Annotated in this window: 14 protein-coding genes; 12 read left to right on the top strand and 2 right to left on the bottom strand. The window is 73.1% G+C overall.

All coding sequences use genetic code 11. The annotated features are described in order from the left end of the window. Nucleotides 1-78 precede the first annotated feature (78 nt). The 9 genes from AB0I16_RS14005 (at nucleotide 79) to AB0I16_RS13965 (ending at nucleotide 8408) form a co-directional block, all read left to right on the top strand. Nucleotides 79-1221, top strand: a complete 1143-nt coding sequence (locus tag AB0I16_RS14005; protein WP_363249607.1) for an ROK family transcriptional regulator — start codon at nucleotides 79-81, stop codon at nucleotides 1219-1221. A gap of 81 nt (nucleotides 1222-1302) precedes the next feature. After that, complete coding sequence (locus AB0I16_RS14000) at nucleotides 1303-2559, top strand: sugar ABC transporter substrate-binding protein (protein ID WP_363249606.1); 1257 nt, start codon at nucleotides 1303-1305, stop codon at nucleotides 2557-2559. Continuing rightward, the gene (locus tag AB0I16_RS13995; RefSeq protein WP_363249605.1) at nucleotides 2556-3494 is read left to right on the top strand and encodes a sugar ABC transporter permease; all 939 of its coding nucleotides are present in this window, start codon (nucleotides 2556-2558) and stop codon (nucleotides 3492-3494) included. The genes AB0I16_RS14000 and AB0I16_RS13995 overlap by 4 nt, the downstream gene beginning before the upstream one ends. After that, complete coding sequence (locus AB0I16_RS13990) at nucleotides 3487-4350, top strand: carbohydrate ABC transporter permease (protein WP_363249604.1); 864 nt, start codon at nucleotides 3487-3489, stop codon at nucleotides 4348-4350. The genes AB0I16_RS13995 and AB0I16_RS13990 overlap by 8 nt, the downstream gene beginning before the upstream one ends. A 41-nt stretch (nucleotides 4351-4391) precedes the next feature. Beyond that, entirely contained in the window at nucleotides 4392-5075 is a 684-nt protein-coding gene (locus AB0I16_RS13985; RefSeq protein ID WP_363249603.1) for a Gfo/Idh/MocA family oxidoreductase, read from the top strand. Next, a complete protein-coding gene (locus AB0I16_RS13980; protein ID WP_363249602.1) occupies nucleotides 5075-5212 on the top strand; it encodes a hypothetical protein in 138 nt (45 codons plus the stop codon). Before AB0I16_RS13985 ends, AB0I16_RS13980 begins: the two co-directional genes overlap by 1 nt. Nucleotides 5213-5413: 201 nt before the next feature. Further along, a complete protein-coding gene (locus tag AB0I16_RS13975; RefSeq protein ID WP_363249601.1) occupies nucleotides 5414-6769 on the top strand; it encodes a radical SAM protein in 1356 nt (451 codons plus the stop codon). A gap of 313 nt (nucleotides 6770-7082) precedes the next feature. Further along, nucleotides 7083-7817: a glucose 1-dehydrogenase gene (locus AB0I16_RS13970; RefSeq protein WP_363249600.1), complete on the top strand. Its 735-nt coding sequence runs from the start codon at nucleotides 7083-7085 to the stop codon at nucleotides 7815-7817. 36 nt (nucleotides 7818-7853) lie between these two features. Next, nucleotides 7854-8408 (top strand): GNAT family protein, encoded by a 555-nt coding sequence (locus tag AB0I16_RS13965; protein WP_363249599.1) that lies wholly within the window; start codon nucleotides 7854-7856, stop codon nucleotides 8406-8408. Nucleotides 8409-8420: 12 nt separating this feature from the next. Here the strand turns inward: AB0I16_RS13965 and AB0I16_RS13960 are convergent, their stop codons facing one another. Beyond that, nucleotides 8421-9947 carry an amino acid permease gene (locus AB0I16_RS13960; protein ID WP_363249598.1) on the bottom strand — a complete coding sequence of 509 codons (1527 nt, stop codon included), beginning with the start codon at nucleotides 9945-9947 and terminating at the stop codon, nucleotides 8421-8423. Between the two features lie 69 nt (nucleotides 9948-10016). Further along, nucleotides 10017-11003: a hypothetical protein gene (locus tag AB0I16_RS13955; RefSeq protein WP_363249597.1), complete on the bottom strand. Its 987-nt coding sequence runs from the start codon at nucleotides 11001-11003 to the stop codon at nucleotides 10017-10019. 299 nt (nucleotides 11004-11302) lie between these two features. Here AB0I16_RS13955 and AB0I16_RS13950 point away from each other — a divergent pair, with 299 nt between their 5' ends. The 3 genes from AB0I16_RS13950 to AB0I16_RS13940 are packed head-to-tail and all read left to right on the top strand — an operon-like array spanning nucleotide 11303 to nucleotide 15437. Then, nucleotides 11303-12766 carry an FGGY family carbohydrate kinase gene (locus AB0I16_RS13950; RefSeq protein WP_363249596.1) on the top strand — a complete coding sequence of 488 codons (1464 nt, stop codon included), beginning with the start codon at nucleotides 11303-11305 and terminating at the stop codon, nucleotides 12764-12766. Further along, on the top strand, nucleotides 12763-14199 hold the full coding sequence (locus AB0I16_RS13945) for an FAD-dependent oxidoreductase (protein ID WP_363249595.1): 1437 nt from the start codon (nucleotides 12763-12765) through the stop codon (nucleotides 14197-14199). Before AB0I16_RS13950 ends, AB0I16_RS13945 begins: the two co-directional genes overlap by 4 nt. Beyond that, a complete protein-coding gene (locus AB0I16_RS13940) occupies nucleotides 14196-15437 on the top strand; it encodes an FAD-dependent oxidoreductase (protein ID WP_363249594.1) in 1242 nt (413 codons plus the stop codon). Before AB0I16_RS13945 ends, AB0I16_RS13940 begins: the two co-directional genes overlap by 4 nt. Nucleotides 15438-15462: the final 25 nt, after the last annotated feature.

The following is a 15462-nucleotide window of genomic DNA, read 5'->3' as shown; positions in this document are numbered from 1 at the left end:
CTACCGAATTCAGCGGGCAGACACGCGTCCGAGCCCGTCACATGGGCTGTCGCGGCCCGGATTCGGGGTGGAGCAGCGATGCGCGAAGCGGCACGCGGGCACGATCTGGTCGCACTGCGACGGCTCAACACCACCGTCGTCCTGCGCGCGCTGCACCACCACAGCCCCCAGACCCTCACCGGACTCGCGGTCGCCACCGGCCTCTCCCGCCCCACCGTCGAAGCCGCCGTCGAGGAGCTGACCGAACGCGGCCTCGTCGGCGAGGCCGCGGAGGCGGCGGGAGCGGCGGGGGAGCGGGCACCCGGGCGGCCCGCGCGGCGCTTCCGCTTCCGCACCGAGGCCGGATACGTGCTCGGCGCCGACATCGGCCTGCACAAGATGGTGCTGCTCCTCGCCGACCTTGGCGGCACCGTACTCGCCACGCACCACACCGACATCGACCCCGGCCTCGGCGGCGGCCCCCGGCTCGACCTGCTGCGCCACGCCATCGGCGCCTTCGTCGACGACCACGCCCCGAGCCGGGCCGCCGTGCTCGCCCGCTGTGTCGGGGTGCCCGGCACGGTCGGCGCGGACGGGGTCGTCACCACCGTGGTGGTGCCCGAGTGGTCCGGCGCCGACCTGGGGCGGCTGCTCTCCGAGGACGGCCCCGACCGCACCCTCGTCGAGAACGACGTGAACCTCGCGCTCCTCGCCGAGCGCTGGCAGGGCGCCGCCACCCTGGCCCGTGACGTGGTCTGCGTGCTCACCGGGCACCGCGTCTCCTGCGGCCTCACCATCGGGGGCCGGCTGCACCGCGGCAGGCGCGGCGGCGCCGGGGAACTCGGCATGCTGCCGCTGCTCGGCCTGAACACCGCCCAGCGGGCCCTGGCCTGGTACGGCGAGCGGCTCCCGGGGGAGTCCGAGGTGGCCGCCCTCGCCCGCGCCGCCGACGCCGCCGACCCGCGCGCCCTGGCCGCCGTCGCCGACTTCGCCGACCGGCTCACCCCCGGCATCGCCGCGCTCGCCCTGGCCGTCGACCCCGAGCTGATCGTGCTGACCGGCGGCGCCACCCCCGTGGGCCCGCACCTGCTGCCGCTCCTCGAACAGCGGCTGCGCCCCGTGACCCTGCACGTCCCCCGCATCGCACTGAGCTCGCTCGGCGAGCGGGGCGTGGCCATCGGCGCCGTACGCATGGCGCTCGACCAGGTGGAGGAGGACCTGCTCGCGGACAAGGCGTCGTAGCGGCCCGCCCGTGCGCACGCGGGCAGGGCCGGGAGGCGTCCGACGACACACCGGCCGGCACACCGGGAGGCGAAGTCGCCCATGCGCAGAAGGACTCTGCTCGGCGGGGCGCTTGCCGCCCCCTTGCTCGCCGCCTGCTCCGGCGGGGACGGCGGCACGGAGGGCGGGGGCGGGACCACGCTCTCGTACGGCATGTGGGACCCGGCGCAGGTGCCGGGCATGGAGAAGATCATCGCCGCGTTCGAGAAGGAGAACCCGCGGATCTCCGTGCGGATCGAACTCACGCCCTGGGCGACCTACTGGACCACGCTCAAGACCTCGATGCGCGGCGGCACCGCACCGGACGTCTTCTGGATGAACGCCGTCAACTTCCAGCTGTACGCGTCCAGCGGCGTCCTCGAACCGCTCTCCGGGCACATCGAGGCCGACGCGACGCCCGTCGACCGCCACCCGGACGCCCTGGTGAAGCTGTACGCCCACCGGGGCACGCAGTACGGCCTGCCGAAGGACTTCGACACCATCGGCCTCTGGTACAACAAGGCGCTCTTCGACAAGGCGGGCATCGGGTACCCCGACGCGGACTGGACCTGGGACGACGTGCGCGACGCCGCCGCCGAGCTGACGAACCCCCGTGAGCGGGTGCACGGCTTCGCCGCCGAGATGGACCGGCAGATCAAGATCTACCCCGCCGTCTGCGGGGCGGGCGGGTACGTCCTCAGGGACGGGCGCTCCGGCTTCGGCGACGAGCGGTCCATCGACGGGCTGCGGTTCCTGACCGACATGATCGACCGGGGCTGGTCGCCGCCGCAGAGCGCGATGACGGAGTCCGTCGGGCGCGTGCGGTACTGGTCGGAGAAGGTCGCCATGAACTACGACCTCTCCGCGATGGCCGGGCAGATGTACGCCGTGCCCGCGCTCAAGGACCACGGTGGCATCGCCGTTCTGCCCGAGGGGCGCCGCAGGGCCACCATCATCCACGGCCTCGCGAACGTCATCTCCGCCAAGAGCCGCAAGAAGGCGGCGGCCTGGAAGTTCGCGCACTTCATGGCGGGACGCAGGGCCGCCGAGATCCAGGCGGAGGCGGGCGTCACCATCTCCTCGTACGAGGGAACGCAGGAGGCCTGGCTGAAGTCGATGCCGGAATTCGACCTGAAGAACTTCATCGACATGCAGGAGTACGCCGTTCCGTACCCCAGCTCCGAGAACACCGCTGTCTGGGAGAACCTGCAGTACCCCCTCCTCGGCGCCGCGTTCAGCGGCAAGGGCGGCATCGAGAGCGCCGCCCGCACCCTGGGTGAACAGATGGACCGGGCCCTGAAGGAGGAGAGCGGCTCATGAGCGTCTTTCCCGCGACGGCCGCCGCGAAGGCGAAAGGGCGCGGCGCCGCCGTCTCCGGCCCGCGCTCCCGCGACCAGCGCGCCGCGTACCTCTTCATCGCGCCCCTCGGCATCGGCTTCGCCGTCTTTTACTTCTGGCCGCTCCTGCAGACGTTCTTCTTCAGCTTCACCGAATTCGGGGCGTTCGGCGGCCACACCTTCATCGGCGGCGACAACTACGCCCGCGTCGTCAAGGACGTCACCGTCTGGCAGGCGCTCGGCAACACCCTGATATACAGCGCCATCGGGCTCACCGCGCTGCCGATCGCCGTCGTCGTCGCGTCGCTGCTCAACCGGCGCGGACTGCGCGGCGTCGCCCTCTACCGCGCCCTGTACTTCGTGCCGTTCGTGACACTGCCCGTCGCCGTGGGCCTCGTGTGGAACTGGCTCTACAACGGCGACTACGGCCTCCTCAACGACCTGCTCGGCCGGTTCGGCATCGACCGGAACTACTGGGTCTCCGACCCCTCCACCGCCGTCTACGCGATCGGCGCCGTGATGGTCTGGTCGACCACCGGCTACTACCTCGTCATCTTCATGGCCGGCATCAAGGGAATACCGCGGGACTACTACGAGGCCGCCGAACTCGACGGGGCGGGGGCGCTGCGCAGGTTCTTCACCATCACCCTGCCGCTGCTGAGCCCCACCCTCTTCTTCGCCTCCGTCATCTGCATGATCAATTCGCTGCAGACCTTCGACCTCATCTACATCATGATGGCCGAGAAGAACCCCGCGATCGGCGACACCCAGTCCGTCGTCGGCCTCTTCTACACATGGGCCTTCATCGAGAACGCGCAGGGCGCCGCCGCCGCGCTCGCCTTCCTGCTCATGCTGCTCATCGCCGCCCTGACGTATCTGCAGTTCCGGCTCCAGAAGAGGTGGGTGCACTATGCCTGAGACGCCGGGGACACGCGTCACCCCCGCGGCGCGCCGGCGTCCGAAAGCCGGTTCCCTCGCCACCCACGCGGTGCTCTCGCTCGGCGCCCTCGTCATGGTCTTCCCGTTCCTGTGGCAACTGCTCACCGCGCTCAAGACCCTCGCGGAGACCTCACGGGTACCGCCGACCTTCCTGCCCGACCGCTGGAACTGGTCGAGTTTCGAAGAGGTCTTCACCGCGCTGCCGTTCCGCGAGATGCTCACCAACAGTGCGATCAACACCCTCGGCCGCACGCTCGGACAGCTCGTCCTCTGCTCCCTCGCCGCCTACGCCTTCGCGCGCATGCGCTTCCGCGGCCGCGACGTCCTCTTCGCGCTGTTCCTCTCCGTCCTGATGGTCCCCAGCTCCCTGCTCGTCCTGCCGCAGTACGACATCATCCAGCGGCTCGGACTGCTCAACTCCGCGCCCGCGCTGTTCCTGCCGGGCATGTTCAGCGCGTTCGGCACCTTCATGCTGCGCCAGTTCTTCCTCGCCCTGCCCAAGGAACTCGAAGAGGCCGCCCGCATCGACGGCGCCGGGTCCTTCCGCGTCTTCTGGTCCGTCATGCTGCCGCTGATCAGGCCCGCCCTCGCGGCCCTCGCCGTCATCACCGCGATGTGGTCGTGGAACGACCTCCTCTGGCCCCTCGTCGTCAACACCGACCCGGTGAAGATGCCGATCAGCGCGGGACTGACCTCGCTCGAAGGGCAGTACGAGACCAACTACCCGGTGATGATGGCCGGTTCGTTCATCGCCGGCCTGCCCATGCTGCTTGTCTACGTCTTCCTCCAGCGCCACTTCGTGCAGAGCGTCGCCCTCTCCGGCTCCAAGAGCTGACCCCGCGCCTCGTACGCCCCCTACGAAAGGGAGCCCCCTTTATGCCACCGCTCCACATCGGCATGCTCGGCTGGCTGCGGCTGCCCTCCCGCATGCCGGGCGTCGAGGTCCTCGGCAGCGACCCCGACCAGGACCTCGCGGCCCCGACGCGGTGGTCGTCTGCTCCGAGAACGCTCTGCGAGAAGCCGCTGGCCGCCTCGGTGGCCGACGGCGAGGCGATGGTCTCGGCCTGCCGCGCCGCCGGGGTGCGGCTCGCGGTCGCCTTCCCGGTCCGGTTCAGCCCCGCGTACGCCGCGGTCCCGGCGGCCGTCGCCTCGGGCGAGGCGGGCCGCGCGCTCGCGGTGTCCGGCGCGAACAACGGCTCGATGCCGAACAGGGCCCGGCGCTGGTTCGCCGAGCCCGGGCTGTCGGGCGGCGGCGCGCTGATGGACCACACCGTGCACATCGCCGACCTGCTCGACGACCTCTTCGGCGACGCCCGGCCCGTCGAGGTGTACGCGCGGACCAACAACCTCATGTACGCGGACGAGGCCGCCGTCGGGACGGCCGGGCTCGGCAGCTGGTCCCACCCCCGCTCGCACCACTCCTGGGGCGGCCCGGAACTCACCGTCGTCGGCGAGCGGGCCACCCTGGAGATGGACGCCTTCGACCAGAAGGTGCACGGCTTCGACGAGCGCCGGGGGCGCGGACCGAGCTGCCCTTCGGCGCCGACCTGGACGAGCTGATGCTCCGCGCCTTCCTGCACGGGCCGCCGGAGGGCGGCATGGACGTGGCCGACGGCGAGGGCGGGCTGCGGACGCTCCGGGTGGTCGCGGCGGGGTACGCGTCGGCGCGGAGCGGGAAGCCGGTCACGGTCGACTGAGGGCCGGCCGGGAGGGGGCCCGGGGGCCGGCGGGACGGGCGGGGCGCGGGGGCGGTCCGGCCCGGTCGTTTCACGGCACGTCTCCCGCAGCCTAGCCCCGCGGGGGAGCGCGGCTCCGACCGGAGCCGGGTCCGGGCGCGATCGGGAGGGTATTAGCGTGGACGGAACAGATCGACCGACCGGATCCGAGGTGCCCCGTCCATGACCACCCGCAGCGAGAGCCGTACCCAGCTCATCGAGTCGCTCATGGAGCGGTTCCCGCACGTGCCGCGGGAAGCCGTGATCAAGGAGGATCTGCTGCGCGGCGGCATCGCCTTCGACGAGTCGGCGCTCAGTGACAACGAGAGCGGCGAGGTCAAGCCGAAGTCCTACTTCATCTTCTCCTTCGACCACGGCACCCTCCCCGAGCTGGGCGCCGCCGCCCTGCGCCGCCCGCCCGAGGAGATCGTCCTCACCGGCGGCCCCTACGGGCTGCGCCGCACCGTCGTCTCGGTCCGCGTGAACCCCTCGTCGCCCTACCGGGTCGCCGCCGACGACCACGGCGTGCTCGGCCTCTACCTCGACGGCGCCCGGATCTCCGACGTGGGCCTGCCGCCGATGCCGGACTACTACCGGCACACGCTGGAGAACGGCAAGTCCGTGATGGAGGTCGCACCCACCATCCAGTGGGGCTACCTCATCTACCTGACGGTCTTCCGGGTCTGCCAGTACTTCGGCGCCAAGGAGGAGTGCCAGTACTGCGACATCAACCACAACTGGCGCCAGCAGAAGGCGGCGGGCCGCCCCTACACGGGCGTGAAGCCGATGGACGAGGTCCTCGAAGCCCTCGCCATCATCGACAAGTACGACACGAACAAGTCGTCCACCGCGTACACGCTCACCGGCGGCGCCATCACCACGCGGCTCCAGGGCAAGGACGAGGCCGACTTCTACGGGCAGTACGCCAAGGCCATCGAGGAGCGCTTCCCCGGCCGCTGGATCGGCAAGGTCGTCGCCCAGGCCCTGCCCAAGGCCGACGTGCAGCGCTTCCACGACTACGGCGTGCGGATCTACCATCCGAACTACGAGGTGTGGGACCCGTACCTCTTCGAGCGGTACTGCCCCGGCAAGGAGCGCTACGTCGGGCGTGACGAGTGGCACCGCCGCATCCTGGACTCCGCGGACGTCTTCGGGCCGCGCAACGTCATCCCGAACTTCGTCGCGGGCGTCGAGATGGCGGAGCCGTTCGGCTTCAAGACGGTCGACGAGGCGATCGACTCCACGGTGGAGGGGCTGCAGTACTTCATGTCGCGCGGCATCACGCCGCGCTTCACCACGTGGTGTCCCGAGCCGACGACGCCGCTCGGTAAGGCGAATCCGCAGGGGGCGCCGCTGGAGTACCACGTCCGCCTCCTTGAGGCCTACCGGGCCACGATGGAGGCCAACGGCCTCTCCTCGCCTCCCGGCTACGGGCCCGCCGGGCCCGGCAACGCGGTCTTCTCCGTGAGCAGCTTCATGGACAGCCTCCCCGCGGAGGCGGCGGCCCCCGAGGACGCGATCCCCTCCCCTCGGGGGTAGCCGCCCGGGCGGCTCCCCCCCCCGGGCGGCCCTGCCCGGGGCGGCAGCCCGTTCTCGGCTGCCGGGGGTGTCCCCTTCCCGCCGCTTCGCGGCGATCTCTCCCACCCACCCGCCCGATACTCCGGATCGAGCGCTTGCCGACCCCGGGGGGGCTGACCGCCGGGTAACGGGCGGGTGGGTGGGAGACCCGCCGCGAAGCGGCGAACAGGGAACACCCCAGGCCGCCCAGGCCCGGCGCACCCCCGGGCCCAGGGGTCAGGAGCCGTAGGATGCTCCGCGGCGCGACACAGTGAACCCCAGGCCGGAGGCCCCCGTGGAGCAGACCCCCGTCACCGTCGTCACCGGCGGCAGCCGCGGCATCGGCGCCGCCGTCAGCGCCCGCCTCGCCGAGGACGGCCACGACGTCGTCATCGGCTACCGCTCCGACGAGGCCGCCGCCGAGAAGGCCGCGGCGGCGGTCCGCGCCGCCGGGCGGCGCTGCGTCACCGTCCGGGCCGACACCGCCGCCGAGGCGGACGTGGAGCGCCTCTTCGACACCGCGGCCGAGCGGCTCGGCCCGGTCACGGGCCTCGTCAACAACGCCGGGGTGAGCGGCCCCGTCGGCCCCCTCGCCGAGGCCGACGCCGAGGGCATGCGCAGGGCCCTTGAGGTCAACGTCCTGGGGTACCTGCTCTGCGCGCGCCGCGCCGTACGGGACATGACGGCGAACGGCGGCGGTGCCATCGTGAACATCTCCTCGGTGGCCGCCACCCTCGGCAGCCCCGGCGAGTACGTCCACTACGCCGCGGCCAAGGGCGCCGTCGACACCCTGACGGTGGGCCTCTCCAAGGAGGTCGCCGCCCACGGCATCCGCGTCAACGCGGTGGCCCCCGGCGTCATCTGGACGGAGTTCCACGCCGACCCCCAGCGCCCCGCGAAGCTCGCGTCCGGCATCCCCATGGGCCGCTCGGGCCGGCCCGAGGAGATCGCGGGAGCCGTCTCGTGGCTGCTGTCGGACGACGCCTCGTACACCACGGGCACGGTCCTCAAGGTCTCCGGCGGCCGCTGACCCCCGGGCCGGCCGGGGCTCTCGTACGCTGAACGCATGGTTCTCGGAGAGGCCGTGCTCGCCACGGATGTGCTGATACGTCCCGTCGTCCTCGACGACGCCCCCGCCCTCGCCCGTGCCTACCGGCGCAACCGGGCCCACCTCGCCCCGTGGGACCCGGACCGGCCGGAGGCCTTCTACACCGAGGAGGGCCAGGCCGAGCGGGTGCGGGAGCAGCTCGCGGACGGTGCGGCGGGGCTGTCCGCGCACTGGGTGCTCATCTCCGGCGACGAGGTCGTCGGGCACGCCGCCCTGTCGAACATCGTGCTCGGCCCGGCCCGCAGGGGGAACCTCGGCTACTGGATCGACGCCGAGTACCAGGGCAGGGGCCTGGCCTCCGCCGCCACGCGGCACGTCTGCGCCGAGGCGGACCGCCGGCTCGATCTGCACCGCGTGGAGGCGGGCGCCATGCTGCACAACACCGCGTCCCAGCACGTGCTGCTGAAGTGCGGTTTCGAGGAGTACGGGATCGCGCGCAGGCACCTGTACATCAACGGCGCCTGGCGCGACCACCGGCTCTTCGAGCTGACGCTCAACGACCGCCCCGCGTAGCGGTACGCCCGCTCAGACGATGTTCTCCGCGACCTCCGCCTGCTCGCGGTCCGAGCCGTACGCCTGCGGCGTGCTGTACGAGCGGCGTGCCACGAACCACCAGACGGTGGCCAGGGCCAGCACCGCGGCGAGCGCGATCGACGCGTAGTTCATCGAGTCGACGGTGACCGGCGACGACTGCGGCAGGCAGAACAGGACCGTCACGAACGCGACCCAGACGACCGCGATCCAGCCGACGGGCTTGGACCAGCGGCCCAGGTTCCAGGGCCCCTGCTCGAAGCGGTCGCCCGCGCGCAGCCGCAGGAAGATCGGGATGGCGTAGGCGGGCGTGATGCCGATGACATTGATGGCGGTCACGGCCGTGTACGCGGTCGAGGAGTACAGCGAGGGCAGGGCGATCACCGCGGCCAGGCCCACCGAGAGCCACACCGCGGGCACGGGCACCTGGGTGCGGGAGCTGACCTTGCGCCAGATCGCCGAGCCGGGCAGGGCGTTGTCGCGGCTGAAGGCGAACACCATCCGGCTGGCGGCGGCGGTCTCGGCGTTGCCGCAGAAGAGCTGGGCGACGATCACGATGAGCAGCAGGGCCGTGGCCCCCGACTCGCCGATCGCGTCGATCATGATCTGCGCGGGCGGCACCTCGGTGGCGGTCGCCTGCGTGCCCGCGTAGTCCTGGATGGCGAAGGTCAGCCCGGCGAGCAGCACGAAGCCGGCGATCCACGACGCCCAGATGGCGCGCACGATGCCGCGGGCCGCGGAGACCGAGGCGTTGGAGGTCTCCTCGGAGAGGTGCGCGGACGCGTCGTACCCGCAGAACGTGTACTGGGCGAGGAGGAGGCCGATCGCCGTCACGTAGAGCGGGTTGTCCCAGCCGGTGTCGTTGACGAACTCGCCGAAGACGAACGACGGCGACTGGTGGTGGTCGGGCACGATCGCGAGGACGCCCACGATGATGGTGACGCCCGCGACGTGCCACCACACGCTGATCGAGTTGAGGAGGCTGACCAGCTTGACGTTGAACAGGTTGAGCACGGCGTGCAGGAGCAGGATGCAGAGGAATATCAGGAAGGTCTTCTCCGGGGTCGGCGTGAAGCCGAACCGGAGGTTCAGGAACGCCCCGGTGAAGAGCGCGGCGCCGTAGTCGATGCCCGCGATGGCGCCGAGCAGGCCGAGCAGGTTCAGCCAGCCCGTGTACCAGCCCCAGCGGCGTCCGCCGAGCCGGTCGGCCATGTAGTACAGGGCGCCCGACGTCGGGTAGGCGCTGGTGACCTCGGCGAGCGCGAGGCCCACGAAGAGGACCATCAGGCCCACGCCGGCCCAGCCCCAGAGCATGACGGCGGGGCCGCCGGTGGCGAGGCCGAAGCCGTACAGGGTCATGCAGCCGGACAGGATGGAGATGACGGAGAAGCTGATGGCGAAGTTGCCGAAGCCGCCCATGCGGCGGGCGAGCACGGGCTGGTAGCCGAGGTCTCTGAGTCTCTGTTCCTCGTCCTGGCGTGGCGCCGGGGCGGAGCTCGACGACCAGGTGGTGCGCGACACGGGTGTACCTCCGGGGGATGAGCGGTGGTGGGGTGCGTGAGGGCCGGGTCCGGCCCGGTTGCGCCGGGCCTACCCCGGTGTGCGGGACGCCGAGACGCAGCGGGCACGGGCCTGGACGAAGACCTCGGCGGCCGCGTCCGCGTCGCCGGGGGAGTGGGTGCGGTACGTCCACGGCACGGTCGTGAAGAACGGGTCGAGGGCCCTGAACACCCGTAGGCCGTCGTGGAACTGGTGGGCGCCCCAGAGCGCGTGTGCCAGGTAGTTGAGGTCGAGGAGCGATGCCGTGCCGTGCCGCGTGTGGTCGAACCACAGCTCCAGGGCGCGCAGCGCGCCGCGCGTGGCGTCCTCGGAGATCCAGTGCAGGTCGAGCGCGCGCTCGTTGCCGGCCTCCCTGCGGTAGCGCTCGACGCGTACGTAGAGCGGCAGCAGGTGCAGCGGTGAACCGGCGGGGGCCGAGGCAGACGCCCACTGCACGAAGTTGTACGCCTCGGTGAGCGGGCCCCGGGAGCGGCGCGCGTACACGAACTGCAGCATCCGGTGGTAGGCCTCGCGGTTGCCCGGGTCACGCTTGTCCGCCTCGGCGAGCAGCTGCCAGGGGCCGGGGAAGAGCATCGGCTCGGGCGGCGCCACGCGGTGCTCGTCCCAGCGCTGGCCCTCGTCGAGCTGGGCCAGGGAGAGCAGGCAGATCCACGGCACCGGGTCCTCGGGCGAGAGCGAGGCCGCGGTGCTGCACGCGCCGACCGCGTCGCGCCAGAGGTCGTTGGTCTGGCGGTGCCCCGCGCGGTGCGCGCGCAGGGCCCGCTCCACGAGGACGCGGGTGTACAGCACGGCCGCCGACGCGCTGTGCGGTTCCTCGGCGCGCCAGGCGCGCACCACGTCGGAACCGGCGACGGCGGCCGCCAGTATCTGCGTGCGTTGGGTCCACAGCCCCCAGTCGGGCGTCTCGGTCAGCAGGTTGCGCGTGGAGACCCAGCGACCTGCCTTGAGGTCCTGGAGTACCGCGCGCAGCGCTTCGTCGTGGCCCGCCGGGTGGTACACCGGGCGGCCTAACGGCATGGGCATGGGTCCTCTGTTGGGGGAAGAGGGCGGAGAGCGTGCGAGAACTGGGGTTCGGTGACGGAAGTCGGCGTAAGTCGAAGGGAGGTGGCGGAAGTTGACGGTGTTGGTGGTGTTGCCGGTGTTGACGGGGGTGTTCGGGCGACAGTGTAGATCCGGCCGTTCCTGCCGCAGGCCACTTCCTGCATCTTTTCTGACCGGCTTGTGTCAAAGCGGCGCGCCGCAGTGACATTTGGTGCGCCCTTGCGGTGATTGCCGGTCTCTTGACGCCTTCCGTGCGCCTGTAGCAGTCTGCCGCGGTGATCACCTATGAGCGGTCCCCGGAGCGGCGGCCCGTACTCGCCGTCGACCAGGGCACTTCAGGGACGAAGGCCCTCGTCGTCTGCCCGGAGCGCGGGGTGATCGGCTCCGGTGCCGCCGAGGTGCGGCCCCGCTTCCTGCCCGGCGGCCTCGTGGAGGCCGACCCCGCCGACCTGCTCGCCTCCGTCGTCGACGCGGGCGGACGCGCGCTGGCCGACGCGGGCGAACCGGTCGCCGCCGTGGGGCTCGCCAACCAGGGAGAGACCGTCCTCGCCTGGGACCCCGGCACGGGCGAACCGCTCACCGACGCCCTGGTCTGGCAGGACCGCCGCGCCGAACCGGTGTGCGCGGAACTGGCACCGCACGGCGAGGAGTTGCGCCGGATCACCGGCCTTCCCCTCGACCCGTACTTCGCCGCGCCGAAGATGGCCTGGATACGTCGCAACCTCACCCGGCGGGGCGTGGTGACGACCAGCGACGCCTGGCTGGTCCACCGCCTCACCGGAGCCTTCGTCACCGACGCCGCGACGGCCGGCCGCACCCAGCTCCTCGACCTCGACGACGTCACGTGGTCGCCGCGCGCCCTTGAGCTCTACGGCCTCGCCGACGAGCGGCTGCCCCGCGTCGTCGACGCCGCGGGCCCCGTCGGCACCACCACCGCGTTCGGCCCCGAACTCCCGCTCACCGGGCTGCTCGTCGACCAGCAGGCCGCGCTGCTCGCCCAGGACGTCACCGCGCCCGGCAGCGCCAAGTGCACCTACGGCACGGGGGCGTTCCTGCTCGCCCAGACCGGGGGGCGGCCCGTCCGCGGTGACTCGGGCCTCGTCGGCTGCGTGGCCTGGCGGTTCGCCGGCGAGACCAGCTACTGCCTCGACGGGCAGGTCTACACCGCCGCCTCCGCCGTCCGCTGGCTCACCGACCTCGGCGTGATCGGGGGCGCCGCCGACCTCGACCCCGTGGGCTCCGCCGTCCCGGACACCGGCGGCGTCACCTTCGTACCCGCCCTGGCCGGGCTCGCCGCGCCCTGGTGGCGCGGTGACCTGCGGGGCTCGCTGACCGGCCTCGGCCTCGACACCACCCCCGGGCACCTGGTGCGCGCCCTGTGCGAGGGGATCGCCGCGCAGGTCGCCTCGCTCGCCGACGCGGTCGCCGCCGACCTCGGGGAGCCCCTGACGAGCCTGCGCGTCGACGGCGGCCTGACCCGCTCGGCCCTGCTCATGCAGACCCAGGCCGACCTCCTCCAGCTGCCCGTGGAGGTGTCGGCGCTGCCCGACGCCACCGCGCTCGGCGCGGCGGCCGTCGCCCGCGTCGGCCTCGACCCCGCGCTCCCCGTCTCCGCAGCGGTCCCCGCCTGGCGCCCCTCCGCCGTCTACGAACCCCGCGTCGGCGCGGCGGAGGCGGCCGAACGCCTCGGCGGCTTCCGCGCGGCCGTGGCGGCACTCATGGAACGGGGCCCCGCGTGACGGGGGCCAGGGCCGAGGGGCGGGTGCTGCGGAGGGGCGCGCTGCCGGACACGGCCTACGACGTGTGCGTCGTCGGCGCCGGGGTCGTGGGCTCGGCCATCGCCCGTGAGCTGGCCAGGTACCCCGGCCCGCGCATCGCCGTGGTGGACGCGGCGGACGACGTCGGCGAGGGCACGTCCAAGGCCAACACCGCGATCCTGCACACCGGTTTCGACGCCGTGCCCGGCTCCCTGGAGGCCCGGCTCGTCCGCGAGGGCCGAGGGCTCCTCGCCGCGTACGCCGCCGAGGCCGGCATCCCCGTCGAGCCGGTCGGCGCCCTGCTCGTCGCCTGGGACGAGGAGCAGCGGGCGGCGCTGCCCGGCCTGCTGGAGAAGGCCGCCCGCAACGGCTACGACGCGGCCCGGATCATCGGCCCCGACGAGGTCGCGGCCCGTGAACCGCACCTGGGCCCCGGAGCCCTCGGCGCGCTCGACGTCCCCGGCGAGAGCGTCATCTGCCCCTGGACGACCACCCTCGCCTACGCCACCCAGGCGGTACGCGCCGGTGCCGACCTGCTGCTCGGCTGCCGCGTGGAGCGGATCGACGAGGCGGAGGGGCTGCACGTGCTGCGCACCGGACGCGGCGTCGTGCGCGCCCGGTACCTCGTCAACGCGGCGGGCCTGCACGCCGACACCGTCGACCGGCTGCTCGGCCACGACGACTTCACGGTCACCCCGCGCCGCGGCCAGCTCCTCGTCTTCGACAAGCTCGCCCGCGGCCTGGTCCGCCACATCCTGCTGCCCGTCCCTACCGCACTCGGCAAGGGCGTCCTGGTGGCCCCGACCGTGTACGGGAACGTCCTGCTCGGCCCCACCGCCGAGGACCTCGACGACAAGACGGCCACCGGATCGACCGCGGAGGGCATCGCCGGGCTGCGCGAGAAGGGCCGGCGCGTCCTCCCCGCGCTCCTCGACGAAGAGGTCACCGCCGTCTACGCCGGGCTGCGCGCCGCCACCGAGCACGAGGACTACCGCATCAGCGCCCACGAGGAACAGCGCTGTGTCACGGTCGGCGGCATCCGCTCGACCGGCCTCACCGCGTCCCTGGCCATCGCGGCCCACGTCGCCGGACTCCTCGGGGGCGTCGGGCTCGATCTCAAGGACCCCGGGGAACTGGAGCCCGTCCGCATGCCCACCATCGGCGAGGCATTCCCCCGCCCCTACCGGCGAGCGGACCTCATCGCCGCCGACCCCGCGTACGGCACCGTGGTGTGCCACTGCGAGCGCGTGACGCGCGGCGAGATCCGCGACGCGCTCGCCTCGACGGTGCCGCCCGCCTCGCTCGAAGGGCTGCGGCGCCGCACCCGGGCGCGCGGCGGGCGCTGCCAGGGGTTCTCCTGCGGCGCCGAGGTGCGCTCGCTCCTCGAAGGCGGCGAAGGGCCGGTGTCCCGATGAGTGTGGAGCGGTTCGTCGACGTCCTGGTCGTGGGCGCGGGCCCGGCCGGCCTCGCCACCGCCGCTGGGCTCGCCGCGGCGGGCGCGGGCGAGGTCGAGGTGGTGGAGCGCGACCAGGAGGCGGGCGGGGCCCCGCGGCACTGCCCGAACCGGGGCTTCGGGCGCTTCGGGACGACCGGACCGCAGTATGCCGAGCGCTGTGTGACGGCGGCGGTGAACGCGGGCGCGGTGCTGCGGACCGGGGTCACCGTCACCGGATGGGCGGGCCCGCTCACCCTGGACGCCACCAGCCCCCGGGGCCTCGAACGCGTCACCGCCCGCGCGGTCGTCCTCGCCACCGGGGCCCGCGAACGGCCGCGCGCGGCGCGCCTGGTGCCCGGCACGCGGCCCGCGGGGGTGTTCACCACGGGCGAGCTGCAGCGGTCCTTCCACCGCCACGGGCAGTACATCGGCACGCGGGCCGTCGTCGTCGGCGCGGAGCCGGTGAGCTTCGCCGCCCTCGACACCCTGCTCCAGGCGGGCGTCGAGATCGCCGCCCTGGTCACCGAGCACCCGCGCCACCAGGCGGCGCGGGCCCGCGCCGCCGACGCCCGGCTGCGGCACGGCGTCCCCCTGCTCACGGACGCCACCGTCACGGAACTCCTCGGGCGCGGCCGCCTCTCGGGGGTGCTGCTGCGGCACCGGGACGGCAGGACGGCGCGGCTCGCCTGCGACACCGTCGTCTTCACCGGCGACTTCGTCCCCGACCACGAACTGGCCCGGCGCGGCGGCCTCGCCATGGACCCCGGCACGCGCGGCCCCGCGGTCGACAGCGCCTTCCGCACGGCCGAGCGCGGGGTCTTCGCGGTGGGCAACGTCCTGCACGCCGTCGAACCGGCACGGACGGCCGCGTACGAGGGCTCCCTCGCGGCGGCGGCGGTGCTGCGCCACCTCTTCGACGGCGACTGGCCCTCCGCCGCGGTACCGGTGCGGGTCGCGCCCCCGCTCGCCTGGGCGGCGCCCAACCGCCTGACGCCGGACGAGCCGGGCGAGCCGGAGGAGGGGTTCGTGCTCCGCGTCACGGAGTTCGTCCCGTCCCCGCGGCTGACGGTCACGCAGGACGGCAGGGAGCTGTTCCGCGCCCGCCGACGGCGTCCCGCGGTGCCGAACCGTCCCTTCCGCGTGCCGGGGCAGTGGACCGGCAGGGTGGACCCGCGCGGCGGCGCGGTGCGGATCACCCTCTCGGCGGGCCGCGGCTGACCCACCGTGGCCCCGAGCCGCGGGG

This window comes from Streptomyces sp. NPDC050703 (assembly GCF_040654435.1).
Lineage (GTDB): Bacteria > Actinomycetota > Actinomycetes > Streptomycetales > Streptomycetaceae > Streptomyces.
This window is presented reverse-complemented; position numbering and strand designations above follow the sequence as displayed.